Consider the following 20,617-nt stretch of genomic DNA (forward strand, 5'->3'; position numbering starts at 1 on the left):
GCCTGGGAGACATGGCCGACGAGCCGACGCCGAGGAGGAGAACGCGAACGTGGACGCCGAGCTGACCAACAGGAGCCGGGACGCGATCAATACGGCCACCAACCGGGCCGTGACCGAGGGGCATGCGGATCTGACGCCTGCCCACCTGCTGCTGGCTCTGCTCCAGGGCCAGGACAACGAGAACATCATCGACCTGCTGGCCGCTGTCGACGCCGACCAGGCCGCCGTACGGGCCGGAGCGGAGAAGGCCCTCGCCGCGCTGCCCAGTGTGGCCGGATCCACCGTTGCGCCCCCGCAGCCCAACCGCGAGCTGCTCGCCGTCATCGCGAACGCGGCCGACACCGCGAAGGACCTCGGCGACGAGTACCTCTCCACCGAGCACCTGCTCATCGGCATCGCCGCGAAGGGCGGCGCGGCCGGCGAGGTGCTCTCCCGGCAGGGGGCCACACCGAAGAAGCTGCTGGACGGCTTCCAGAAGGCCAGGGGAGGACGCCGCGTGACCACCGCCGACCCGGAGGGGCAGTACAAGGCCCTGGAGAAGTTCGGCACCGACTTCACCGCCGCCGCGCGCGACGGCAAGCTCGACCCCGTCATCGGGCGGGACCAGGAGATCCGGCGGGTCGTGCAGGTGCTGTCCCGGCGGACCAAGAACAACCCGGTGCTGATCGGAGAGCCCGGCGTCGGCAAGACCGCCGTCGTCGAAGGGCTCGCCCAGCGGATCGTGAAGGGTGACGTCCCCGAGTCCCTCAAGGACAAGCGGCTCGTCGCGCTGGACCTCGGCGCCATGGTCGCCGGGGCCAAGTACCGCGGTGAGTTCGAGGAGCGCCTGAAGACCGTCCTCGCCGAGATCAAGGACTCCGACGGGCAGATCATCACCTTCATCGACGAGCTGCACACCGTCGTGGGCGCGGGCGCCGGCGGCGACTCCGCCATGGACGCGGGCAACATGCTCAAGCCCATGCTCGCCCGCGGTGAGCTGCGCATGGTCGGCGCCACCACCCTCGACGAGTACCGCGAGCGGATCGAGAAGGACCCGGCGCTGGAGCGGCGCTTCCAGCAGGTGCTGGTCGCCGAGCCGACCGTCGAGGACACCATCGCCATCCTGCGCGGGCTCAAGGGCCGCTACGAGGCGCACCACAAGGTGCAGATCGCGGACAGCGCGCTGGTGGCCGCGGCCACCCTCTCCGACCGGTACATCACCTCCCGCTTCCTGCCCGACAAGGCCATCGACCTGGTCGACGAGGCCGCCTCCCGGCTGCGTATGGAGATCGACTCGTCCCCGGTCGAGATCGACGAACTCCAGCGCGCCGTCGACCGGTTGAAGATGGAGGAACTGGCCCTCGGCAAGGAGACCGACCCGGCCTCCCGCGAACGCCTGGAGAAGCTGCGCCGCGACCTCGCCGACAAGGAGGAGGAGCTGCGGGGCCTGACCGCCCGCTGGGAGAAGGAGAAGCAGTCCCTCAACCGCGTCGGCGAGCTGAAGGAGAAGCTCGACGACCTGCGCGGCCAGGCCGAACGCGCCCAGCGCGACGGCGACTTCGACTCCGCCTCCAAGTTGCTGTACGGCGAGATCCCCGCCCTGGAGAAGGAGCTGGAGGCCGCCTCCGAGGCCGAGGAGGAGGTCGCCAAGGACACGATGGTCAAGGACGAGGTCGGCTCCGACGACATCGCCGACGTCGTCGCGTCCTGGACCGGCATCCCGGCCGGCCGCCTCCTGGAGGGCGAGACGCGGAAACTGCTGCGCATGGAGGAGGAGATCGGCAAGCGGCTGATCGGGCAGAGCGAGGCCGTACAAGCGGTGAGCGACGCCGTACGACGGTCCCGCGCGGGCATCGCCGACCCCGACCGCCCCACCGGCTCCTTCCTCTTCCTCGGCCCGACCGGCGTCGGCAAGACCGAACTCGCCAAGGCCCTCGCCGACTTCCTGTTCGACGACGAGCGGGCGATGGTCCGCATCGACATGTCGGAGTACAGCGAGAAGCACAGCGTGGCCCGGCTGGTCGGCGCGCCCCCCGGCTATGTCGGCTACGAGGAGGGCGGCCAGCTGACGGAGGCGGTGCGCAGGCGGCCGTACTCCGTGGTCCTCCTGGACGAGGTGGAGAAGGCGCACCCCGAGGTCTTCGACATCCTGCTCCAGGTGCTGGACGACGGCCGCCTGACCGATGGTCAGGGCCGTACGGTCGACTTCCGCAACACCATCCTCGTCCTCACCTCCAACCTGGGCAGCCAGTACCTGGTCGACCCGGTCCTCAGCGACGAGGAGAAGAAGGAACAGGTGCTGGAGACGGTCCGGACCGCCTTCAAGCCGGAGTTCCTCAACCGGCTCGACGACCTGGTGGTCTTCTCCGCGCTGGACAAGGAGGAGCTGGCCCGGATCGCCCGGCTGCAGATCGACCGGCTGGCCGGGCGGCTGGCCGAGCGGCGGCTCGGCCTGGAGGTCACGCCCGAGGCGCTGGCCTGGCTCGCCGACGAGGGCAACGACCCGGCGTACGGCGCCCGTCCGCTGCGCCGCCTGATCCAGACCGCCATCGGCGACCGCCTCGCCAAGGAGATCCTCTCCGGCGAGATCAAGGACGGCGACACGGTCCGTGTGGACGCCTTCGGCGACGGCCTGATCGTCGGCCCGGCCACCGGCAAGACCCTCTGACCCGTTCCGGCACACGCGACGGCCCGCCCCTCGTCCCCCGGGGGGCGGGCCGTCTGGTGTGGGTCAGACGGTGAACGCCGAGAAGGACACCACCGCGGTGCCTGCGTCCTCGTAGGTCACGTTCACGGTCACCGCGTCGGCACCCGCGTCCTCCGGAGGCGTCGCGAACTGCGTGTTCAGATTCAGACAGAGATCGGCGCCGGTGTCGCACAGATCGGTACCCGGCTCCGGGCCCTCGGGATAGGTGTCCGTCAGCCACGTCCGGACCGCCCCCCTCGGCATCCGGAACGCGGCGTGATAGTCCGTGTCCAGCCAGGTCTGCACCGTGCACTGACCGTCGTACGCCCCCTTCGGCAGCTTCGCCCCGCCGAACGCCAGTGCCTCCGTGCACGGCACGGCCTCGGGCTCTCCGCCCAGGAGATAGTCCGAGGTCATGAACCTGATCACCATGGCGACCAGCCCGGCCAGGATCAGCGCCGGCAGCGCCATGACCGCCGCGAACACCCCCCACCGGGTCCGCCCCCGGCCCGCCCGCGCACCCGCCGTACCGCCCCGCACGCCCGCCATCGAGCCCCCTGCCCGCGTTCCGGATCGTCGTCGACCGGCCAGATCATGTCAGCCAGGAGCCGACAGGCCACGTCGGGGCTTGCCACCCCCCTCCCCGCATGGGGGAGGATGGCGGAATCCGTACGAAGGGAAATACACGGTGAGCATCGACCCGTCCTCGATTCCGAACTTCGGGGGCCAGCCCGAGCCGCAGCCCCAAGGACCGGCGGGCCCCGTCGTCCCGGATCAGGACCTCGTGAAGCAGCTCCTCGACCAGATGGAGCTCAAGTACGTCGTCGACGACGAGGGGGACCTCGCGGCGCCGTGGGAGCAGTTCCGTACGTACTTCATGTTCCGCGGGGAGGCCGAACAGGCGGTCTTCTCGGTGCGGACCTTCTACGACCGGCCCCACAAGATCGACGAGAAGCCGCAGCTGCTGGAGTCCATCGACGACTGGAACCGGCGGACCCTGTGGCCCAAGGTGTACAGCCACACCCACGACGACGGCACCGTCCGCCTCATCGGTGAGGCGCAGATGCTGATCGGCACCGGCGTCGACCTCAACCACTTCGTCTCCTCCACGGTCAGCTGGGTGCGGGCCGCGATCGAGTTCGACAAGTGGCTGGTCGAGCAGCTCGGCCTTGAGGAGGAGGTCAACGAGGCCGAGAAGCCCGAGGACGACGAGGAGTAGAACCCTCGGCTCCGCGGAGCTACAGCGGGGTGTGGGCGATCACGACCAGATACGCCCCGTAGACGAAGGAGAGCCCGGCCAGGGCGCAGACCACCACGGTCGCGTGCCAGGGCCGGGCTCTCGCCGTCCGCACCAGCGCCCGGGCCAGCGGCAGCAGCAGCGGGAAGGCGGGCAGCAGGAAGCGCGGCTTGGACTCGAAGAAGCCGGAGCCGCCGAGCGCGATGAGCAGCAGCACCCCGCTGTGGACGACGAGCGGCAGCGGGGCGCGGTCGGCGATCAGCAGCGCGTACATCAGCACGGCCGCCGCCACGATCACCATGGTCATGGGGAAGACGAAGCGGTTGCCGTGCAGCAGCAGCTGGCGCATGAAGTGCAGCGACCCGTGCCCGAAGTCGAACCGGGACCCCCACAGCCGCTGCACCTCGAAGTAGCCGCCGAGCAGATCCCCCTTGCGCCGGCCGACCCAGAGCACATACGCCGTCCACCCCAGCGGGGCCAGCGCGGCGCCCGTCCACAGCCTGTGGGAAACCCGGCCGCGGCGCCGGAGGGTCCGGTACGCCTCGCAGAGGGCCGCGGCCAGGACGGCGGCGGCGACCGCGAAACCGTTGGGCCGGGACAGCCCGGCCAGCGCCGCGAGGCTCCCCGCCCACAGCCAGCTCCCGCTCAGGACCGCGTACAGCGACCAGGCGGCGAAGGCGGTGAGCACCGGCTCGGTGTACGCCATCGACAGCACGACGGAGTGCGGGAGCAGCGCCCACAGCAGCACCAGTGCCGAGCCCACGGCCCGCCCGTGCAGCCGCGCCCCGATCGCGTAGATCCCGCCGGCGGCGATCCCGGCCGCGGTCCACGACACGATCAGCCCGGCGGCGCCCCCGCTCAGCGGGGTCAGGGCGGTCATGACCCGCACCAGCGCCGGATAGAGCGGGAAGAACGCCAGGTCGCTGTGGATGACGGTCGGGTGGAAGTACAGGGTGCGGCCGTAGCCGTGCGCGGCGATGCCCAGGTACCAGGCCGAGTCCCAGGACCGGCCGAGCAGGGCGAGCGGCTGCCTGCCGGTGGCCCAGGCGGCCACGGCGAGTACGGCCGTTCCGGCGAGCCGGGCGGCGAGGAACAGCCCGACGGCCACCGCGCTCGCCGCGGCGAGGGACAGCGCGGAGCCCGTGGACAGCCCGGGGCGCGCACGGTGCAGCGTCTCGGGTTCGGTGACGGTGGGCGTTGCGACGGTCGTGGCGTGGGTCACACCCGCACATTGCAGGAGGAAACGGGCCGTCGCGAGCGATGGGCGGCCGTGCGGGTGCGATTTCGCGGCGTCCGGCGTGGCTGCGTGACACGGGGTGGCGTGTCCCTCACGCCCGCACGGCCGCGGTTCGGCAAAGATCGTCGATGACCGATACACCGACCGACTCGCCGACCGACCAAGGGGGAAGAGTGTTCAGCAAGAAGGAAACGCACTTCGTCGTACTGAACGATCTGGACGAGGCGCGCGCCGCGATCCAGCGGGCACTGAACGACGCCATCGGCAGCGACACGGCAGCCGGCCTGCGGCAGGCCCTGGAAATAGTGGACGGGATCGGCGACGGCAGGGACCCGCGCGTGCGCTGGGCCGCCCAGGTGCTCGCCGAGGCCAAGCTGGACGTCAGGGAACAGGAGATCAAGGCCGTCAAGGCCCTGCGCGAAGCCCTGCCGGGACTGAGCCTCGCCGCGGCCGTGGACCTGCTCAAGCAGACCCAGGCCGCGACCTGAGTCAGTAGGGAATCGGCGGCTCGATGGCGCACTCCGCCCACACCGTCTTGCCCACGGGTTGACGGGGTGCCGACCCCCAGCGCGTGGCCAGGACATCCACCAGGAGCAGTCCCCGACCGGACTCTCCGTCGGGGTACGACGAGGGCAGGGCCGTGGGTGGCTGCTTCGCGGCGGCGGCATCCGCGATCTCGATACGCACCAGACCCGCGACCGCGTCGATGGCGAGCCGGAGACCGAAGCCGCGCCCGGGAACCCGGCCGTGCTGTACGGCGTTCGCGGCGAGTTCGCCGACGACGAGGGCGACCGTGCATGACACGTCCGACAGCGGCGGGTGACCCCACTCCTCCATACACCGGACGGCGTGGCGTCGGGCAAGCTGCGCACCTCGGGGTGAGGAGACGAACTGCGCTGTGAGGGAGGGGAGCTCGCGCGGCTCGTTCTCTTCGTCGGTCGTTCCTGTCAGCACGGCTTGTCGGTCCTTGTCTGTCGAGCCTGAGACATCCCGCGGCGTACGCGAGTCGTCACGTTCCGTGCTCAAGAGTCGTCTGGTCGCCCTACGCTCGACAGGTGACGCAGCCTTACTTTTCAGTCGGTAAGGAACGGAAGTGACGCTTTGGCCAACGAAATTGACCCCAGCGCGTCGATGGCGGCGCTGTTCGGCGCGCGGGTGCGCAGGCTCCGTATGGCGGCCGGCCTGACCCAGGCCGAGCTCGGTGACAGGGTGCATGTGGTGAGCACGCGGATCACACAGATCGAGCGGGCGTCCGGAGCGAAGCCGACGCTGGAACTGGCGCGTGCGCTGGACGCGGCGCTGGGGGCGGACAACTTGCTGGTGGAGCTGTGGCCGTACGTGTATCGGGAGGCGTTTCCGGACTGGTCGCGGAGGTTCATGGAGTACTCGGAGCGGGCGGTGGCCATCAGGCAGTACGCGGCTCATGTGGTGCCGGGTCTGTTGCAGACGGAGGACTACGCACGTGCTGTTCTCAGCTTGGACGCTCTGTTGGACGGCGATGAGCAGTTGGAGGAGCGCGTCACTGCCCGTATGGGACGGCAGGAACGGTTGAGCTTGCCCGACCGGCCGGAGCTGTCGGTGATCCTGGACGAGGCGGTGCTGAGGCGTCCGATCGGCGGCCATGCCGTGATGCGGAAGCAGTTGGCGCGACTGCTTGACGCTACAGCGGAGCGTCACATCACTGTGCAGGTACTGCCGTTCGACCAAGGCGGGCACGAGGCCATGGGCGGCTCACTGACGATTCTGGTCCTGCCGGACGGCTCAGAAGTGGCCTACACGGAGGGTTCGGACTACGGCCAACTCAGCGAGGAGCCGGCCAATGTCAGTCGCTACAAGGTGATTTACGATCGGCTGCGGGCGGCAGCCCTGCCCCCGATCATGTCACTCGACATGATCCGGTCCACGATGGAGGGCAACTACCGTGGCTCGAATCTCCCGTCCCGATCTGAACGGCGTCGCCTGGCGCAAGAGCAGCTACAGCAATCAGGCGGGGGGCGACTGCGTGGAGGTGGCCGACGGGTTCCAGGCCGTCGTCCCCGTCCGTGACAGCAAGGTCCCGCACGGTCCGGTGCTGTCCTTCGAAGCGGCTGCCTGGACCGCGTTCATAGGCGAGTTGAAGGCCAGGCACCGCCGTCCCTGAGTCGGCCGGGAAGCCCTCGTCACCCGTCCGAGTGACCGGCTTGCAGGCGCGGGACGCGGGCGGTTACGTTCGCCGCGACAACCACAAACAGATACGGCCCCCGGCCGGGATTGCCGTCCCGAACGAGGGCCTGACCGATCAGGAAGTGAACCTCTTCCCGATGGCTGACCCGCATCTAACGCGCGCCTGCGCGCCGACGCCGGAGCTCCGACCTCCGGTGTGATGCACGTCCGCACCCGGCTGACAGCCGACTTCACGGTGATCTCCAACGCCCTCGTCCAGCGGCGCGGCAGCGCGGTCACAATCGGGGTAGGGGCGTACATCTCCTCCCTGCCCGACGGCTCCTCCGCGACCATCACCGCCCTGTGCGAGCACTTCAACGAGGGCGAGATCCTGATTTCGCGGGCGCTCAGGCCTCGTCCTCTCCGAGCAGGAGGCCGCCCGCCTCGCCCCGGCCGGCGCGAGGCGGTGCTGTTCTACCTGGACAACCAGCAGCTTCGCAGTGCAGAGATGGTCGAACGGCTCGTCGTGTGCCGTGACGCGATCCACCGGGCCGTAGAGAAAGGTGGTCCGGCAGCGTACGCCGTGCGACACGACCGCATTGAGCGCATATGGCCCCGACGGGCGGGCACCGCTCGGGACACCCGGGCAGCAACCGAACCTCATTCGGTGCGAAGGGGTCGTGGGCTCAGGACGTCAGGCCTCGCAGGCGACCGACGGCCTCGGTGAGAACGTCGTCCCTCTTGCAGAAAGCGAAGCGGACCTGGCTGCGGCCCGCGTCGCGGTCGTCGTAGAAGACCGAGTTGGGGATGGCGACGACGCCGCAGCGTTCGGGGAGCGTGCGGCAGAAGGCGTAGGCGTCCTTCTCACCGAGGGGGGTGATGTCGGTGGTGATGAAGTAAGTGCCCTGGGGCTGGTAGACCTCGAACCCGGCTGACCGCAGGCCGTCGCCGAGCAGGTCCCGCTTGGCGAGCATGTCCGCGCGGAAGGCGTCGAAGTAGGTGTCCGGGAGCGAGAGGGCCTCGGCCACCGCGTACTGGAACGGGCCCGAGGCCACGTACGTCAGGAACTGCTTCACCGAGCGCACCGCCGTCACCAGTTCCGGCGTGGCCGTCACCCAGCCGACCTTCCAGCCGGTGAAGGAGAACGTCTTGCCCGCCGAGCCGATCGTCACCGTCCGCTCCCGCATCCCGGGGAAGGACGCGAGGGGCAGGTGTTCGGCGTCGTCGAAGACCAGGTGTTCGTAGACCTCGTCCGTGACCACCAGCAGGTCCCGCTCCACCGCCAACTCCGCGATCGCCGTCAGCTCGGCACGGGTGAGGACCGTGCCGGTCGGGTTGTGCGGGGTGTTGATCAGCAGCAGGCGGGTGCGGTCGGTCACCGCCGCGCGCAATTCGTCGAGGTCGAGGCGGAAGCCCGCCCCCCGCTCGCGGTGCGGGCGCAGGGTGACCGGGACTCGGGTGCCGCCCGCCATGGCGATGCTCGCGGCGTAGGAGTCGTAGTACGGCTCGAACGCGATGACCTCGTCACCCGGTTCGAGCAGCGCGAGGAGGGCGGCGGCGATGGCCTCGGTGGCCCCCGCCGTCACCAGCACCTCGGTGTCGGGGTCGTAGGACAGGCCGTAGCGGCGCAGCTGGTGCGCGGCGATCGCGGTGCGCAGCTCGGGGATGCCGGGACCGGGCGGGTACTGGTTGCCGCGGCCCTCGCGCAGGGCGCGCACGGCCGCCTCCCGGATCTCCTCGGGTCCGTCCGTGTCGGGAAAGCCCTGGCCCAGATTGATCGCGCCGGTCCGCACCGCCAGGGCGGACATCTCGGCGAAGATCGTCGTCCCGAACTCGGCGAGCCGGCGGTTGAGGAGCGGGCGTGCGCTGGAGGTCATGCGGGTCATCCTGCGCCGAAGCTCTGGACTTCCTCAACTCTGCTTTCGCCGGCGGAGCGGCCGGGCATCCCCGTGTCACGCGGCAGTCGCACGGCGGCCGCGGGAGAGCGAGGCGCCCACGGGGGGCCGCTTCGGGGGAACGGAAGGAGGGTGACGCCATGGTCCTCGGCATCATCCTGGCGGTGATCGCCGCGGTCCTGTTCATCGGGGCCGTGGCGAAGGGATCGCGCAAGAACCGGTACGGCAAGCGGTATCGGAGCGGCTCCCGCTCGTCGTCCTCGTCGTCGTACGACGGCGGCAGCAGCGCCGGCTGGTGGGCGGCCGGGGCCGCGGACAGCGGCTCGTCCGGGGGGCACCACGGGCACCACGGGGGTCACTCCTCGTGCGGTGGCGGTCACTCCTCGTGCGGGGGCGGCTCGTCCTGCGGCGGGGGCGGCGGATGTGGCGGCGGGGGCGGATGCGGGGGAGGCGGCTGACACGGGGCAGCTGAGCTCCGGAGAACAGGGGGAACCGTATCCGGGCCGCACACCGAGCGCCCGCCGGGAGAAGGCATCCGGCGGGCGCTCCGGCGTACGCGCGGGGCGCCAGGCGCACTCTGTTGTTGAACAGTTGAGCTGTGGAGCCCCCTGAGGGATGGAAACCCCACGAAGTTGGGTAAAAACGCTGTGGCGGCGCCACAGTTCATGATTCCCTCTAAATCACCAACGCAGCCCCTCGGACGCCCTGCAGAAGCCTTCTCCCCGGCTGGGCGGGCGGGGCCCACCGGGCAGACGCGGCCGATCTCCCGGTACCGACCGAGGTGCGCCGGACCACACTCCCTTTTCTCTTTGCGTGCCAGCGGAGCCGATCCATGCTCACGACCCTGAACACCTCCTACACCGATACGCGCGCGGCCGACCTAGCCTGGGCCCTGGGACGCGAGCCGCTCCCCGCCCTGGCCACGCTCGACCTCGAATTAACCGGCGCGAAGCTCCAGTTGAGACTTCTCGGAGCGTCTCACCAGGTACTTCTCGAGGAGGAGCGGGGAGGCTGTTCGGAGACGGTGGCGTGCATTCCGGGGTCCAGCACGCCCCTGCCGCTCGGCGTCGCCAAGCGGGTCGGCGACTGGGAGTACGAGTTCGCCGCCCGGGTGGAGGTGCTCTCGCCCGGATCGTTCGCGGGCCGCGCCCAGGAGTTGCTGGCCCTCGTCTCCGACCATCCGCACGGCCTCGCCGGCGTCTTCCCCGGCAGCCCGCACGCCTTCACGGCGATGCTCGCCCAGCGACACGAGGGCCAAATGCACTGGCGTACCTGGCACGCGTATCCGCAGGACGGCCAACTGGTCGCGACCCGGACACGGGTGGGCGTGCGGGTGTCGGCGGCCCAACTCGGCTAGGCCGTCAAACCCCTTGCGGGTCAACGTGCTTCAGATCCACACGTGTGGGTGACGAAGCGTACCGAGCGTGTGACGTAACGTCGCAGAGTGATCGAACCGCAGGCGCCCGCCCCACCCGGCGCACCGCCGCCCTGGGGCCCTCCCGTGCGGCTGCCCGTGCGGCCGGCGACCGGTCGGTTCCTCGTCCTCGCGTGTGTCTTCGTCTGCGCGGCCTGCGGACTCGTGTACGAACTCGAACTCGTCGCCCTCGCCTCGTACTTGATCGGAGATTCGGTCACCCAGGCATCCGTCGTCCTGTCCGTCATGGTCTTCGCGATGGGCATCGGCTCCCTCGCCGCGAAACGGCTGCGCTGGCACGCCGCCGCCGGATTCGGCGCCGTGGAGGCGGGGCTCGCGCTCATCGGCGGCTGCAGCGCGATGGCGCTCTACGCGGCCTTCGCCTGGACCGGCGGCTGGGGCGGCATGTGGGCCAACGGCCCCCGCGGCCTCCTCGTCGCCTTCTCCCTCGCCATCGGTCTGCTCATCGGCGCCGAAGTCCCGCTGCTGATGGAGCTGATCCAGCGCATCCGGCGCCAGGACGCGGGCGGCGCCGTGGCCGACCTGTTCGCCGCGGACTACGTCGGAGCGCTCGCCGGAGGCCTGGCCTTCCCCTTCCTGCTCCTGCCGTTCCTGGGCCAGCTGACCGGCACCCTGCTCACCGGCACCGTCAACGTCGTCGCGGGCGGTGCCCTGGTGCTCGGGCTGTTCCGCCGCGACCTCACCCGGCGCGCCCGCTGGCTGCTCCTGATCGCCAACGTCACCGTCCTCGGCGTCCTCGCCTCGGCCGCCGTACTCGTCGACGACTTCGAACGCGCCGCCCGGCACGCGGTGTACGGCAAGGACGTACGCGTCGCCCTGCAGACCGACGTCCAGGAAGTCGTCCTCACCGGCGGCACGCACGGCCGCCCGCTCGACCTCTTCCTGGACGGCCGGCTGCGGGTCGGCGGCCGCGACGAGCGCCGCTACCACGAAGCACTGGTCCATCCCGCGATGTACGGCGTCCACGCGCGCGTGCTGATCCTCGGCGGCGGGGACGGGCTGGCCGCGCGGGAGGTACTGCGCCACCGGGACGTGCGGCGGGTGGACGTCGTAGAGCTCGACGCGGCCCTCGTCCGGCTGGCCCGCCACGACCCCGGGCTGTCGCACCTCAACGGGCACGCGTACCACGACGGACGCGTGCACGTCACCACCGCGGACGCGTTCGGCTGGCTGCGCGGGGCACCCCGGGCGGCGTACGACGTCGTGATCGCCGATCTGCCCGATCCCGGCATCACCGCCAGCACGAAGCTGTACTCGCAGGAGTTCTACGGCCTGGCCCGGCGTGCCCTGGCGCCCGGCGGCCGCCTTGTCGTGCACGCGGGCCCGGTCTCCGCCCGCCGCCATGTCTTCTGGACGGTGGACGCCACGCTGCGCGCGGCCGGCTTCGCCACGGCCCCCTACCGGGTCCCCGGCCACGACTCCGGCTTCGCCGCGGGCCCCGACCGCTCCGCCGGGGCCTCCCGGGCCCCCCACGACTGGGGCTTCATCCTGGCCGCCCCCGGCCCCTCGCCCCCTCCCCTCCGCCTGGACCCCCACGGCCCCCGCCTCCGCACACTCACCACGAGGACCCTCGCGACGGATGCCGAGGAGGCGGCGCGCATGCGGCTCGGGGAATCGGCGGCATCGACACTGGTCCATCCGCGCTATTGAGTGGGGGCGACAACCCCTGGTGACGGTGGCCCCAACGCCGGGTGACTCACCAGTGCAGGGGAGGGTACGTAGCGCCCCCTGCTGGGTAGGCTTCGCCGACATGGAGCACGAGGTCTTCGTTCCGGTCCCGGTCGAGCGGCTGCGAGAGGCGCTCGCCGACCCCGCGCGGGTCGCCCGGGCGGTTCCCGGGTTCCAGCAGGACGCCGGTGCCGAGCCGGTCGCGGGCCGGCTGAAGGTGCGCGTCGGCAGCCACTCCGTCACCTACCGCGGTTCGGCCCGGGTCACCGCCAGGGACGACGGCTCGTACGCCGTCGAGGGCGAGGCCACCGAGGCCCGCGGTACCGGCTCCGTCAAACTCGCCCTCACCCTCCGCCTCCGGGACACGGACGGCGGTACCACCGTCACCGTCGAGGGCACGGCCTCCGCGGACGGCCGCATCGCGGAACTGCCGAAGGAGTCGGTGACTTCGGCGACGACCCGCCTGCTGAACCGTTTCGTGGAGGGGCTGGCGGCGGCAGTGGAGAAGCCCGAGCCGGAGCCCGAGTCCCTGCTTGAAGCAGAGGCCGGCCCCGAACCGGAGCCCGAACCCGGAGCCGAGCCGGAGCCTGAACCCGGAGCCGAGCCGGAGCCTGAACCCGACGCCCAAGCCTCCGTCTTCGACACCGAGGTCCCCCCGCCCTCCCTGGATCCGGGTGCCGACGAGGACCTCCACGACGGCCCCTCCGACGACTTCGCGGAGTCGCCCGAACCGCCCGCCGAGGCGGCCCACGCACGGCGCACGATGATCGGCCGCAGCGCCGAGGAGGTCGACCACGCCCCGCCGCGCGGCCGTTACGCCCCCGTACCGGCCCCGCAGACCATCGCCGCGAGCAGCACACTGCGCTGGGCGGCACCCGCCGCGGCACTCGTCCTGGCGGGGGCGATCGTTCTGGGCCGGGCCCTGCGCAGACGCCGCTGACCCCTGATCGCCCCAGTAGGGTCGTCCCGTGAGTAACAAAGACATCACGCTGACCGCGGGCGACGCGGACGTGACCGTGCAGCCCGGCAACGGCGGCCGTATCGGAGGGCTCCGGGTCGGCGGTGTCGAACTGCTCCGGCAGGGCGACCGCTTCGGCTGCTTCCCGATGGTCCCCTGGTGCGGCCGGATCAGGGACGGCCGCTTCCTGGACGGCGCCACCGTCCACCAGATGCCGCTCAACTCCCCGCCGCACGCCATCCACGGCACCGTTCGCGACGGCGCCTGGCGCACCGCCCGCTCCTCCGCCGACGAGGCGGTCATCACGTACGACCTGGTCGACCCCTGGCCCTACCCCGGCCGCGTCACCCAGGTGATCGCCCTCACCGAGGACAGCCTGACGCTGACCATGTCCGTGGAGACGTACGACTCCTCCTTCCCGGCGCAGATCGGCTGGCACCCGTGGTTCAACCGGAACCTGGGCGGCGAGGACGCGCGGCTCGACTTCAGCCCCGCCTGGCAGGAGGAGCGCGGCGACGACCATCTGCCCACCGGCAACCGCATCGATCCGAAGCCCGGCCCCTGGGACGACTGCTTCGGCATGCCCGGCGGCGTCGACGTCACCCTCACCTGGCCCGGGCAGCTGGAGCTGAAGGTCACCAGCCGCGAGCAGTGGGTCGTCGTCTACGACGAGCAGGAGGCGGCCGTGTGCGTGGAGCCCCAGACGGGCCCGCCGAACGGGCTGAACACCCAGCCGCGCCTGGTCACACCGCTGGAGCCGCTGGAGGCCACGACCACCTGGACGTGGCGCCGCCTCTAAGCTGGTCGGCATGACGGACGTACGCGGCGCGCTGCTGCAGCAGATCAAGGACAAGGCCGTGGTGCACGGCAAGGTGACCCTGTCGTCGGGCAAGGAAGCCGACTACTACATCGACCTTCGCCGGATCACGCTGGACGGCGAGGCCGCGCCGCTGGTCGGTCAGGTCATGCTCGACCTGACCGCCGACCTGGACTTCGAGGCGGTCGGCGGGCTGACGCTGGGCGCCGACCCCGTCGCCACCGCGATGCTGCACGCGTCCGCCGCGCGCGGGAAGGTGCTCGACGCGTTCGTCGTGCGCAAGGCGGGCAAGGCGCACGGCCTGCAGCGCCGGATCGAGGGCGCGGAGGTCAAGGGCCGCCGCGTCCTCGCCGTCGAGGACACCTCCACCACCGGCGGCTCCGTGCTGACCGCCGTCGAGGCGCTGCGCGAGGCCGGTGCCGAGGTCGTCGCCGTCGCCACGATCGTGGACCGGGCCACCGGAGCCGCCGAGGCGATCGCCGAACAGGCCGGGGTGCCCTACGTGTTCGCCTACTCGAAGGACGACCTGGGCCTCGACTGACGCGCGAGGTTGACGCGCCGGCTTGACCCGGGGGTGACCACTCCTTGACCAGGGGCATTGAGCATCGGCACATCTCTGGAAAGATGGGGCCGACGATGACGTCACCCCCAAGGTCTAGGTCAGGGCCGTAAGCACGCAGAACGCCGACCCGCACACTCAAGGAGCGGACAGATGCCCATCGCAACCCCCGAGGTCTACAACGAGATGCTCGACCGGGCGAAGGCAGGCAAGTTCGCCTACCCGGCCATCAACGTCACCTCGACCCAGACCCTGCACGCGGCGCTGCGCGGCTTCGCGGAGGCGGAGAGCGACGGCATCGTCCAGATCTCCACGGGTGGCGCCGAGTTCCTGGGCGGCCAGTACAGCAAGGACATGGTGACCGGCGCGGTCGCCCTGGCCGAGTTCGCGCACATCGTCGCGGAGAAGTACCCGGTCAACGTGGCCCTGCACACGGACCACTGCCCGAAGGACAAGCTCGACGGGTACGTACGTCCGCTGATCGCGATCTCCGAGGAGCGCGTCAAGAACGGCCAGAACCCGCTGTTCCAGTCGCACATGTGGGACGGCTCGGCCGAGACGCTCGCCGACAACCTCGCCATCGCGCAGGAGCTCCTGGAGCGCACCCGCGCCGCCCGGATCATCCTCGAGGTGGAGATCACCCCGACCGGTGGCGAGGAGGACGGCGTCTCGCACGAGATCAACGACTCCCTCTACACCACCGTCGACGACGCCATCCGCACCGCCGAGGCGCTCGGCCTGGGCGACAAGGGCCGTTACCTGCTGGCCGCGTCCTTCGGCAACGTGCACGGTGTGTACAAGCCGGGCAACGTCGTGCTCCGCCCCGACCTGCTGAAGCAGCTGAGCGAGGGCGTCGCCGCCAAGTTCGGCAAGCCGGCCGGCTCGCAGCCGTTCGACTTCGTCTTCCACGGCGGCTCCGGCTCCACGCCGGAGGAGATCGCGACCGCGCTGGAGAACGGCGTCGTGAAGATGAACATCGACACGGACACGCAGTACGCGTTCACGCGCCCCGTGGCCGCCCACATGTTCCAGAACTACGACGGCGTCCTGAAGGTCGACGGCGAGGTCGGCAACAAGAAGACCTACGACCCGCGCACCTGGGGCAAGGCCGCCGAGGGCTCGATGGCCCAGCGCGTCGTCCAGGCCACGCAGGACCTGCGGTCGGCCGGCACGAAGATCAAGTAACTCGGTCGGGATGAAGATCGAGTAACTCGGTCGGCACGAAGATCAAGTAACCGCTCGCGGTACCTCGCGGTGGGCCCGGCGTCTGTCTACGGCGCCGGGCTCGCTGTATACCTGGGGGCATGCCCGATGTCCGGCTGGCCTCGTCCCAGGGCAGATGGATCCTGCTCACCACGGTGCTCGGCTCCAGCATGGCCATGCTGGACTCGACCGTCGTCAACGTGGCCCTGCCGCGCATCGGCGAGGACCTCGACGCGAGCCTGGCCGCGCTCCAGTGGACGGTCAACGCGTACATGGTGACTTTGGCGGGCCTGATCCTCCTGGGCGGCTCGCTCGGCGACCGCTACGGCCGCCGGAAGATCTTCGTGCTGGGCGTGGTCTGGTTCGCCACGGCGTCCCTGCTGTGCGGGCTCGCCCCGAACGCCACCGTCCTCGTCGCCGCCCGCGCCCTCCAAGGCATCGGCGGCGCCCTCCTCACACCGGGCTCCCTCGCCCTGATCCAGGCCTCCTTCCACCCGGACGACCGGGCCAAGGCCGTCGGCCTGTGGTCGGGCTTCGGGGGCGTCGGGGCGGCCGTGGGCCCGTTCCTGGGCGGCTGGCTGGTGGACGGTCCCGGCTGGCGCTGGGTGTTCCTGCTGAACGTCCCGCTGGCCCTCGTGTGCGCCCCGATCGCCGTACGGCACGTGCCCGAGTCGTCCGACGGAGGCGGCCACGGCCGCTTCGACGTCCTCGGCGCGACCCTGGGCGCCCTGGCACTGGCCCTGGTGACCTACGCGCTGATCGAGGCGCAGGGCGGGTCGATCGTCGTCACGGTCACCGCAGTGGCGGGCGTGGCGGCCGCAGTGGCCTTCGTATACGTCGAGAAGCACAGGCCCGACCCAATGATGCCGCTCGACATTTTCTCGTCGCGCCAGTTCACGGCAGTCAACCTGGTCACCCTGTGCGTGTACGCGGCCTTCAGTGGCTTCTTCTTCCTCACCGCGCTCCAGCTCCAGGTCGTGGCCGGGTACTCGGCCCTGCAGGCCGGTACGGCACTGCTGCCGACCACGGTCCTGATGCTGCTGTTCTCGGCCCGCTCGGGCGCCCTGGCCGACCGCATCGGCCCCCGCATCCCGCTCACCGTGGGCCCGCTGCTGTGCGCCGCCGCGATGCTGCTGATGCTGCGGGTGGGCAAGGACGCGAACTATCTGACCGACGTGCTCCCCGCCCTGCTGGTCATGGGCACCGGCATGGTCACCCTGGTCGCCCCGCTGACCGCCACCGTCCTCGCCTCCGTGGACACCGCGCGGGCGGGCCTGGCCAGCGGCATCAACAACGCGGCGGCCCGCGCGGCCGGGCTGATCGCGGTGGCCGCGCTGCCCCTGCTGACCGGGATGGGCCCGGAGGCGTACCGCTCGGCGGACGCCTTCGAGACGTCGTTCCGCAGGGCGATGCCGATCTGCGCGGCGGTACTGGTCGCCGGGGCGATCCTGGCCTTCACCCTGGTACGCCGCCCACCCCCGGACTGCCGCCACCCCGAATGCCGAACCCACGGCTGCGTAACAGCACCCCCACTGGAACGGGGGCCGGCTTCATCCGGCCGGCTTAGTAAGTGAGGGGGCGTGCGGTGGGGTGTGCGGTGCGCGGTGCGGTGCGCGGTGCGGTGTCTGAGGCCGCTTGTCCGAGGGGCGAGGAGAGCCATCCCGACCCCCGCTCGGCCAAATTCCAGCGCGTCAGGCGTCCGAGGACGAGACGTATCGTCCCGATCCCCCACCCGCCCGCAGGGGCCGGGTAGCCCGGCCACACTCAGCGCGTCCGGTGTCTGAGGAGGAGCGCCATCCCGACCCCCGCTCGGCCAAATCCAGCCCGTCCGGCCTTTGAGGACGAGGTGTGCCTTCCCAAACCCCCACCCACCCGCAGGTGACGAGATAGCCCGGCCAAATCCAGCCCGTCCGGCGTTTGAGGACGAGGCCGTTCAGGCCGATGGCGGGGTCTGGGGGCGCAGCCCCCAGGAAGTGGGCGGCACCCGCCGCTCCCACCTGCCGGCCCCCGGAGGGATCCCGCAGACTTGGGGTATGAGCATTCACGAGAACCTCCTCGGCGGCCCGCCCCCCACCCACCTCCCCGACGACCCGGAGCCCCGCGAGCTGCTCGCGCAGGGCACCGCGCCGGCGGACGTCGCCGCGAAGTACCCGACCTCCTCGCTCGCCTGGGCCCAGCTGGCCGACGACGCGTTCGAGCGGGGCTCGGTCGTCGAGTCGTACGCCTACGCCCGTACGGGCTACCACCGTGGCCTGGACGCGCTGCGCCGCAACGGCTGGAAGGGCCACGGCCCCGTCCCCTGGGAGCACGAGCCGAACCGCGGCTTCCTGCGCGCCCTGCACGCCCTCGCCCGCGCCGCGCAGTCGATCGGCGAGCAGGAGGAGTACGAGCGCTGCACGCAGTTCCTGAAGGACTCCTCGCCGACGGCGGCCCAGACCTTGGGCTGATCGGCGCATACGGTGTGGCCCGTCTGGCACTGGACGGGCCTTGCCGTAACCGGGGGGATTACAGAGGATGCCGGTGGGGACCGGGGCCCCCGTGCCGGAATCGGCAGGGGCGGACCGCTACCCGGAGTAATACAGGAGACAGCGATGTCCCAACAGGCTCATCAGTCCCCCGAGACTCAGGAGCCCGAGACCCCGCATCTCGACTTCGCAGGCACGACGCCGTACGAGGACTACGTCAAGGCGGACGTGCTCACCCACCTCCAGCACACCCTCTCCGACGATCCCGGAGAGATGGTCTTCCTGGTCACCACCCAGGTGATGGAGCTGTGGTTCACGGTCATCGTCCACGAGTGGGAGACCGCGGCCGAGGCACTGCGCAAGGACCGGGTCCCCGTCGCGATCGACGCGCTGAAGCGTTCCGTACGGGAGCTGGAGGCGCTGAACGCCTCCTGGAAGCCGCTCGGCCAGCTCACCCCGGCCCAGTTCAACTCGTACCGCTCCGCCCTCGGCGAGGGCTCCGGCTTCCAGTCGGCGATGTACCGCCGTATGGAGTTCCTGCTCGGCGAGAAGTCCGCGTCGATGCTCGTCCCGCACCGGGGCGCGCCTCGTGTCCACGCCGAGCTGGAGAAGGCGCTGCACGAGCCGAGCCTGTACGACGAGGTGGTACGGCTCCTCGCGCGCCGCGGCCACGCGATCCCCGCCTCCGTCCTGCACCGTGACGCGTCGCGGCGCCACGAGCCCTCGGAGGCCGTCGAGGCCGCCTGGACCACCGTCTACTCCGGCGACCCGGACGACGAACTCGCCCGCCTGGGCGAGGCGTTGACCGATGTCGGCGAGCTCGTCTGGCGCTGGCGCAACGACCACCTGGTCGCCACCCGCCGCGCGATGGGCGCGAAGCCCGGCACCGGCGGCTCGGCCGGCGTGGCCTGGCTGGAGAAGCGCGCGCAGAAGAACGTGTTCCCGGAGCTGTGGACGGCGAGGTCCCATGTCTGACCTCGTCGCACGCGCGGAGAAGATCGCCCGCGCGGAGAAGCTGGACGCCGCGGACGAACTCGCGCACCAGCGGGAGCGGTTCGTCCTGGACGACGTTGTCTACCTGGACGGCAACTCCCTCGGCGCGCTCCCCGCGAACGTCCCCGGCCGGGTCGAGGACGTCGTCCGCCGCCAGTGGGGCGAACTCCGCATCCGCTCCTGGGACGAGAGCGGTTGGTGGACCGCTCCTGAGCGGATCGGTGACCGCATCGCCCCGCTGGTCGGTGCGGCGCCGGGGCAGATCGTCGTCGGCGACTCCACAAGCGTCAACGTTTTCAAGGCACTTGTGGCCGCCGTACGGATGGCGGGCGAGGACCGGGACGAGATCCTGGTCGACGCCACGACCTTCCCCACGGACGGGTACATCGCCGAGTCGGCCGCCCGGCTGACCGGCCGTACACTGCGGCCGGTGACCCCGGCGGAGGTGCCGGGCGCGTTGTCCGGCCGTACGGCAGCGGTGCTGCTCAACCACGTCGACTACCGCACCGGCCGGCTGCACGACCTGCCCTCGCTCACGTCGGCGATCCACGCGGCGGGCGCGATCGCGGTCTGGGACCTGTGCCACAGCGCGGGCGCGCTGCCGGTGGGCCTGGACGAGCACGGCGTGGACCTGGCGGTCGGCTGCACCTACAAGTACCTGAACGGCGGCCCGGGTTCACCGGCGTACCTGTATGTGCGCAGCACATTGCAGGACCGCTTCGACTCGCCCCTGCCCGGCTGGAACTCCCACGCCGACCCCTTCGGCATGCGCACGGACTACGCGCCCGCGCCGGGTGCCCTGCGCGGCCGCGTCGGCACGCCGGACATCCTCTCCATGCTCGCCCTGGAGGCAGCGCTGGAGGTCTGGGACGAGGTCTCCGTGCAGGCGGTGCGCGCCAAGTCCCTCGCCCTGACGGACTTCTTCCTGGAGTGCGTGGAGGCGTACGTCCCGCAGGGCGTCGTCGAGTCGCTGACCCCGTCGGCCCACGAGGAGCGCGGCAGCCAGGTCGCGCTGCGCTGCGGGAATGCCGGGGACGTGATGAAGCGGCTGATCGAGCGGGGTGTGGTCGGGGACTTCCGGCATCCCGACGTCCTCCGCTTCGGCTTCACCCCGCTGTACGTCGGGTTCGGGGACGTGGAGCGGGCGGCCCGGGTGCTGGGTGAGGTGCTCGGGGAGTTGCCTCAGTAGGTGCTCGGGCAGTTGTCCCGGCAGGTGACTGGGAACTGCCCCGACAGGTGCTCGGGCAGCCGCCCCGGTGGCCGCCGGAATTCCACTGCCCGGCCCGTGCGCACGCGGGCCGGGCAGTGGTGCGCCAGGGGAGGAGAACCGTTTAACCTCACCC

Annotated in this window: 20 protein-coding genes and 1 pseudogene; 17 read left to right on the forward strand and 4 right to left on the reverse strand. The window is 71.1% G+C overall.

Features of this window, described 5'->3' with window-relative positions; genetic code table 11:
- The first annotated feature begins 49 nt into the window (after window positions 1-49).
- Window positions 50-2,647, forward strand: coding sequence for an ATP-dependent chaperone ClpB (gene clpB, locus ACZ4EG_RS39670; RefSeq protein ID WP_467794088.1), 2,598 nt, complete (start codon window positions 50-52; stop codon window positions 2,645-2,647).
- A 63-nt stretch (window positions 2,648-2,710) separates the two neighbouring features.
- Here the strand turns inward: clpB and ACZ4EG_RS39675 are convergent, their stop codons facing one another.
- Entirely contained in the window at window positions 2,711-3,214 is a 504-nt protein-coding gene (locus ACZ4EG_RS39675; protein ID WP_453547314.1) for a hypothetical protein, read from the reverse strand.
- A gap of 139 nt (window positions 3,215-3,353) precedes the next feature.
- On the opposite strand from ACZ4EG_RS39675, the gene ACZ4EG_RS39680 reads away from it, so the two are divergent.
- Entirely contained in the window at window positions 3,354-3,884 is a 531-nt protein-coding gene (locus tag ACZ4EG_RS39680; protein WP_453547316.1) for a type III secretion system chaperone family protein, read from the forward strand.
- Between the two features lie 19 nt (window positions 3,885-3,903).
- On the opposite strand, the gene ACZ4EG_RS39685 is transcribed toward ACZ4EG_RS39680, so the two are convergent.
- Window positions 3,904-5,124 (reverse strand): hypothetical protein, encoded by a 1,221-nt coding sequence (locus ACZ4EG_RS39685; protein WP_467794089.1) that lies wholly within the window; start codon window positions 5,122-5,124, stop codon window positions 3,904-3,906.
- 143 nt (window positions 5,125-5,267) lie between these two features.
- Here ACZ4EG_RS39685 and ACZ4EG_RS39690 point away from each other — a divergent pair, with 143 nt between their 5' ends.
- Window positions 5,268-5,627: a hypothetical protein gene (locus tag ACZ4EG_RS39690; RefSeq protein ID WP_467794090.1), complete on the forward strand. Its 360-nt coding sequence runs from the start codon at window positions 5,268-5,270 to the stop codon at window positions 5,625-5,627.
- A gap of 1 nt (window position 5,628) precedes the next feature.
- Here ACZ4EG_RS39690 and ACZ4EG_RS39695 read toward each other — a convergent pair whose 3' ends face one another.
- Complete coding sequence (locus tag ACZ4EG_RS39695) at window positions 5,629-6,093, reverse strand: ATP-binding protein (protein ID WP_467794091.1); 465 nt, start codon at window positions 6,091-6,093, stop codon at window positions 5,629-5,631.
- A gap of 177 nt (window positions 6,094-6,270) precedes the next feature.
- Between ACZ4EG_RS39695 and ACZ4EG_RS39700 the strand changes: the two genes are divergently transcribed.
- From ACZ4EG_RS39700 to ACZ4EG_RS39710, 3 genes and pseudogenes are all read left to right on the forward strand, one after another.
- Window positions 6,271-7,185 carry a helix-turn-helix domain-containing protein gene (locus ACZ4EG_RS39700; protein ID WP_467794145.1) on the forward strand — a complete coding sequence of 305 codons (915 nt, stop codon included), beginning with the start codon at window positions 6,271-6,273 and terminating at the stop codon, window positions 7,183-7,185.
- Window positions 7,148-7,279, forward strand: coding sequence for a DUF397 domain-containing protein (locus tag ACZ4EG_RS39705; RefSeq protein ID WP_467794092.1), 132 nt, complete (start codon window positions 7,148-7,150; stop codon window positions 7,277-7,279). The genes ACZ4EG_RS39700 and ACZ4EG_RS39705 overlap by 38 nt, the downstream gene beginning before the upstream one ends.
- Before the next feature lie 222 nt (window positions 7,280-7,501).
- Window positions 7,502-7,744 (forward strand): annotated as a pseudogene (locus ACZ4EG_RS39710) (hypothetical protein); the annotation flags it as partial.
- Between the two features lie 223 nt (window positions 7,745-7,967).
- Here ACZ4EG_RS39710 and ACZ4EG_RS39715 read toward each other — a convergent pair.
- A complete protein-coding gene (locus ACZ4EG_RS39715; protein ID WP_453547325.1) occupies window positions 7,968-9,167 on the reverse strand; it encodes a pyridoxal phosphate-dependent aminotransferase in 1,200 nt (399 codons plus the stop codon).
- A 149-nt stretch (window positions 9,168-9,316) separates the two neighbouring features.
- On the opposite strand from ACZ4EG_RS39715, the gene ACZ4EG_RS39720 reads away from it, so the two are divergent.
- From ACZ4EG_RS39720 to kynU, 11 genes are all read left to right on the forward strand, one after another.
- Window positions 9,317-9,634, forward strand: coding sequence for a hypothetical protein (locus ACZ4EG_RS39720; protein WP_467794093.1), 318 nt, complete (start codon window positions 9,317-9,319; stop codon window positions 9,632-9,634).
- 374 nt (window positions 9,635-10,008) lie between these two features.
- Complete coding sequence (locus tag ACZ4EG_RS39725) at window positions 10,009-10,533, forward strand: DUF2617 family protein (RefSeq protein ID WP_453547330.1); 525 nt, start codon at window positions 10,009-10,011, stop codon at window positions 10,531-10,533.
- A gap of 87 nt (window positions 10,534-10,620) precedes the next feature.
- Window positions 10,621-12,261 carry a polyamine aminopropyltransferase gene (locus ACZ4EG_RS39730; protein WP_467794094.1) on the forward strand — a complete coding sequence of 547 codons (1,641 nt, stop codon included), beginning with the start codon at window positions 10,621-10,623 and terminating at the stop codon, window positions 12,259-12,261.
- Between the two features lie 100 nt (window positions 12,262-12,361).
- Window positions 12,362-13,219 (forward strand): SRPBCC family protein, encoded by an 858-nt coding sequence (locus ACZ4EG_RS39735; RefSeq protein WP_467794095.1) that lies wholly within the window; start codon window positions 12,362-12,364, stop codon window positions 13,217-13,219.
- A 28-nt stretch (window positions 13,220-13,247) separates the two neighbouring features.
- Complete coding sequence (locus tag ACZ4EG_RS39740) at window positions 13,248-14,036, forward strand: aldose epimerase family protein (protein WP_453547336.1); 789 nt, start codon at window positions 13,248-13,250, stop codon at window positions 14,034-14,036.
- 10 nt (window positions 14,037-14,046) lie between these two features.
- The gene (pyrE, locus tag ACZ4EG_RS39745) at window positions 14,047-14,595 is read left to right on the forward strand and encodes an orotate phosphoribosyltransferase (RefSeq protein ID WP_263210876.1); all 549 of its coding nucleotides are present in this window, start codon (window positions 14,047-14,049) and stop codon (window positions 14,593-14,595) included.
- Between the two features lie 171 nt (window positions 14,596-14,766).
- The gene (gene fbaA, locus ACZ4EG_RS39750; protein ID WP_363296342.1) at window positions 14,767-15,798 is read left to right on the forward strand and encodes a class II fructose-bisphosphate aldolase; all 1,032 of its coding nucleotides are present in this window, start codon (window positions 14,767-14,769) and stop codon (window positions 15,796-15,798) included.
- A 119-nt stretch (window positions 15,799-15,917) separates the two neighbouring features.
- Window positions 15,918-17,390 carry an MFS transporter gene (locus tag ACZ4EG_RS39755; RefSeq protein ID WP_467794096.1) on the forward strand — a complete coding sequence of 491 codons (1,473 nt, stop codon included), beginning with the start codon at window positions 15,918-15,920 and terminating at the stop codon, window positions 17,388-17,390.
- A gap of 459 nt (window positions 17,391-17,849) precedes the next feature.
- The gene (locus ACZ4EG_RS39760) at window positions 17,850-18,263 is read left to right on the forward strand and encodes a DUF3151 domain-containing protein (protein ID WP_390708153.1); all 414 of its coding nucleotides are present in this window, start codon (window positions 17,850-17,852) and stop codon (window positions 18,261-18,263) included.
- A 144-nt stretch (window positions 18,264-18,407) separates the two neighbouring features.
- Complete coding sequence (locus ACZ4EG_RS39765) at window positions 18,408-19,256, forward strand: tryptophan 2,3-dioxygenase family protein (RefSeq protein WP_453547346.1); 849 nt, start codon at window positions 18,408-18,410, stop codon at window positions 19,254-19,256.
- On the forward strand, window positions 19,249-20,463 hold the full coding sequence (kynU, locus tag ACZ4EG_RS39770) for a kynureninase (RefSeq protein WP_453547348.1): 1,215 nt from the start codon (window positions 19,249-19,251) through the stop codon (window positions 20,461-20,463). The genes ACZ4EG_RS39765 and kynU overlap by 8 nt, the downstream gene beginning before the upstream one ends.
- Window positions 20,464-20,617 lie beyond the last annotated feature (154 nt).

It is taken from the genome of Streptomyces sp. NPDC025638 (genome assembly GCF_055558775.1).

Coding starts and splice junctions, on each gene's coding strand:
- ACZ4EG_RS39675 (WP_453547314.1), bottom strand. CDS start 3,214: ATGGCGGGCGTGCGGGGCGGTACGGCGGGTGCGCGGGCGGGCCGGGGG.
- ACZ4EG_RS39690 (WP_467794090.1), top strand. CDS start 5,268: ATGACCGATACACCGACCGACTCGCCGACCGACCAAGGGGGAAGAGTG.
- ACZ4EG_RS39700 (WP_467794145.1), top strand. CDS start 6,271: ATGGCGGCGCTGTTCGGCGCGCGGGTGCGCAGGCTCCGTATGGCGGCC.
- ACZ4EG_RS39715 (WP_453547325.1), bottom strand. CDS start 9,167: ATGACCCGCATGACCTCCAGCGCACGCCCGCTCCTCAACCGCCGGCTC.
- ACZ4EG_RS39720 (WP_467794093.1), top strand. CDS start 9,317: ATGGTCCTCGGCATCATCCTGGCGGTGATCGCCGCGGTCCTGTTCATC.
- ACZ4EG_RS39725 (WP_453547330.1), top strand. CDS start 10,009: ATGCTCACGACCCTGAACACCTCCTACACCGATACGCGCGCGGCCGAC.
- ACZ4EG_RS39735 (WP_467794095.1), top strand. CDS start 12,362: ATGGAGCACGAGGTCTTCGTTCCGGTCCCGGTCGAGCGGCTGCGAGAG.
- pyrE (WP_263210876.1), top strand. CDS start 14,047: ATGACGGACGTACGCGGCGCGCTGCTGCAGCAGATCAAGGACAAGGCC.
- fbaA (WP_363296342.1), top strand. CDS start 14,767: ATGCCCATCGCAACCCCCGAGGTCTACAACGAGATGCTCGACCGGGCG.
- ACZ4EG_RS39755 (WP_467794096.1), top strand. CDS start 15,918: ATGCCCGATGTCCGGCTGGCCTCGTCCCAGGGCAGATGGATCCTGCTC.
- ACZ4EG_RS39760 (WP_390708153.1), top strand. CDS start 17,850: ATGAGCATTCACGAGAACCTCCTCGGCGGCCCGCCCCCCACCCACCTC.
- ACZ4EG_RS39765 (WP_453547346.1), top strand. CDS start 18,408: ATGTCCCAACAGGCTCATCAGTCCCCCGAGACTCAGGAGCCCGAGACC.
- kynU (WP_453547348.1), top strand. CDS start 19,249: ATGTCTGACCTCGTCGCACGCGCGGAGAAGATCGCCCGCGCGGAGAAG.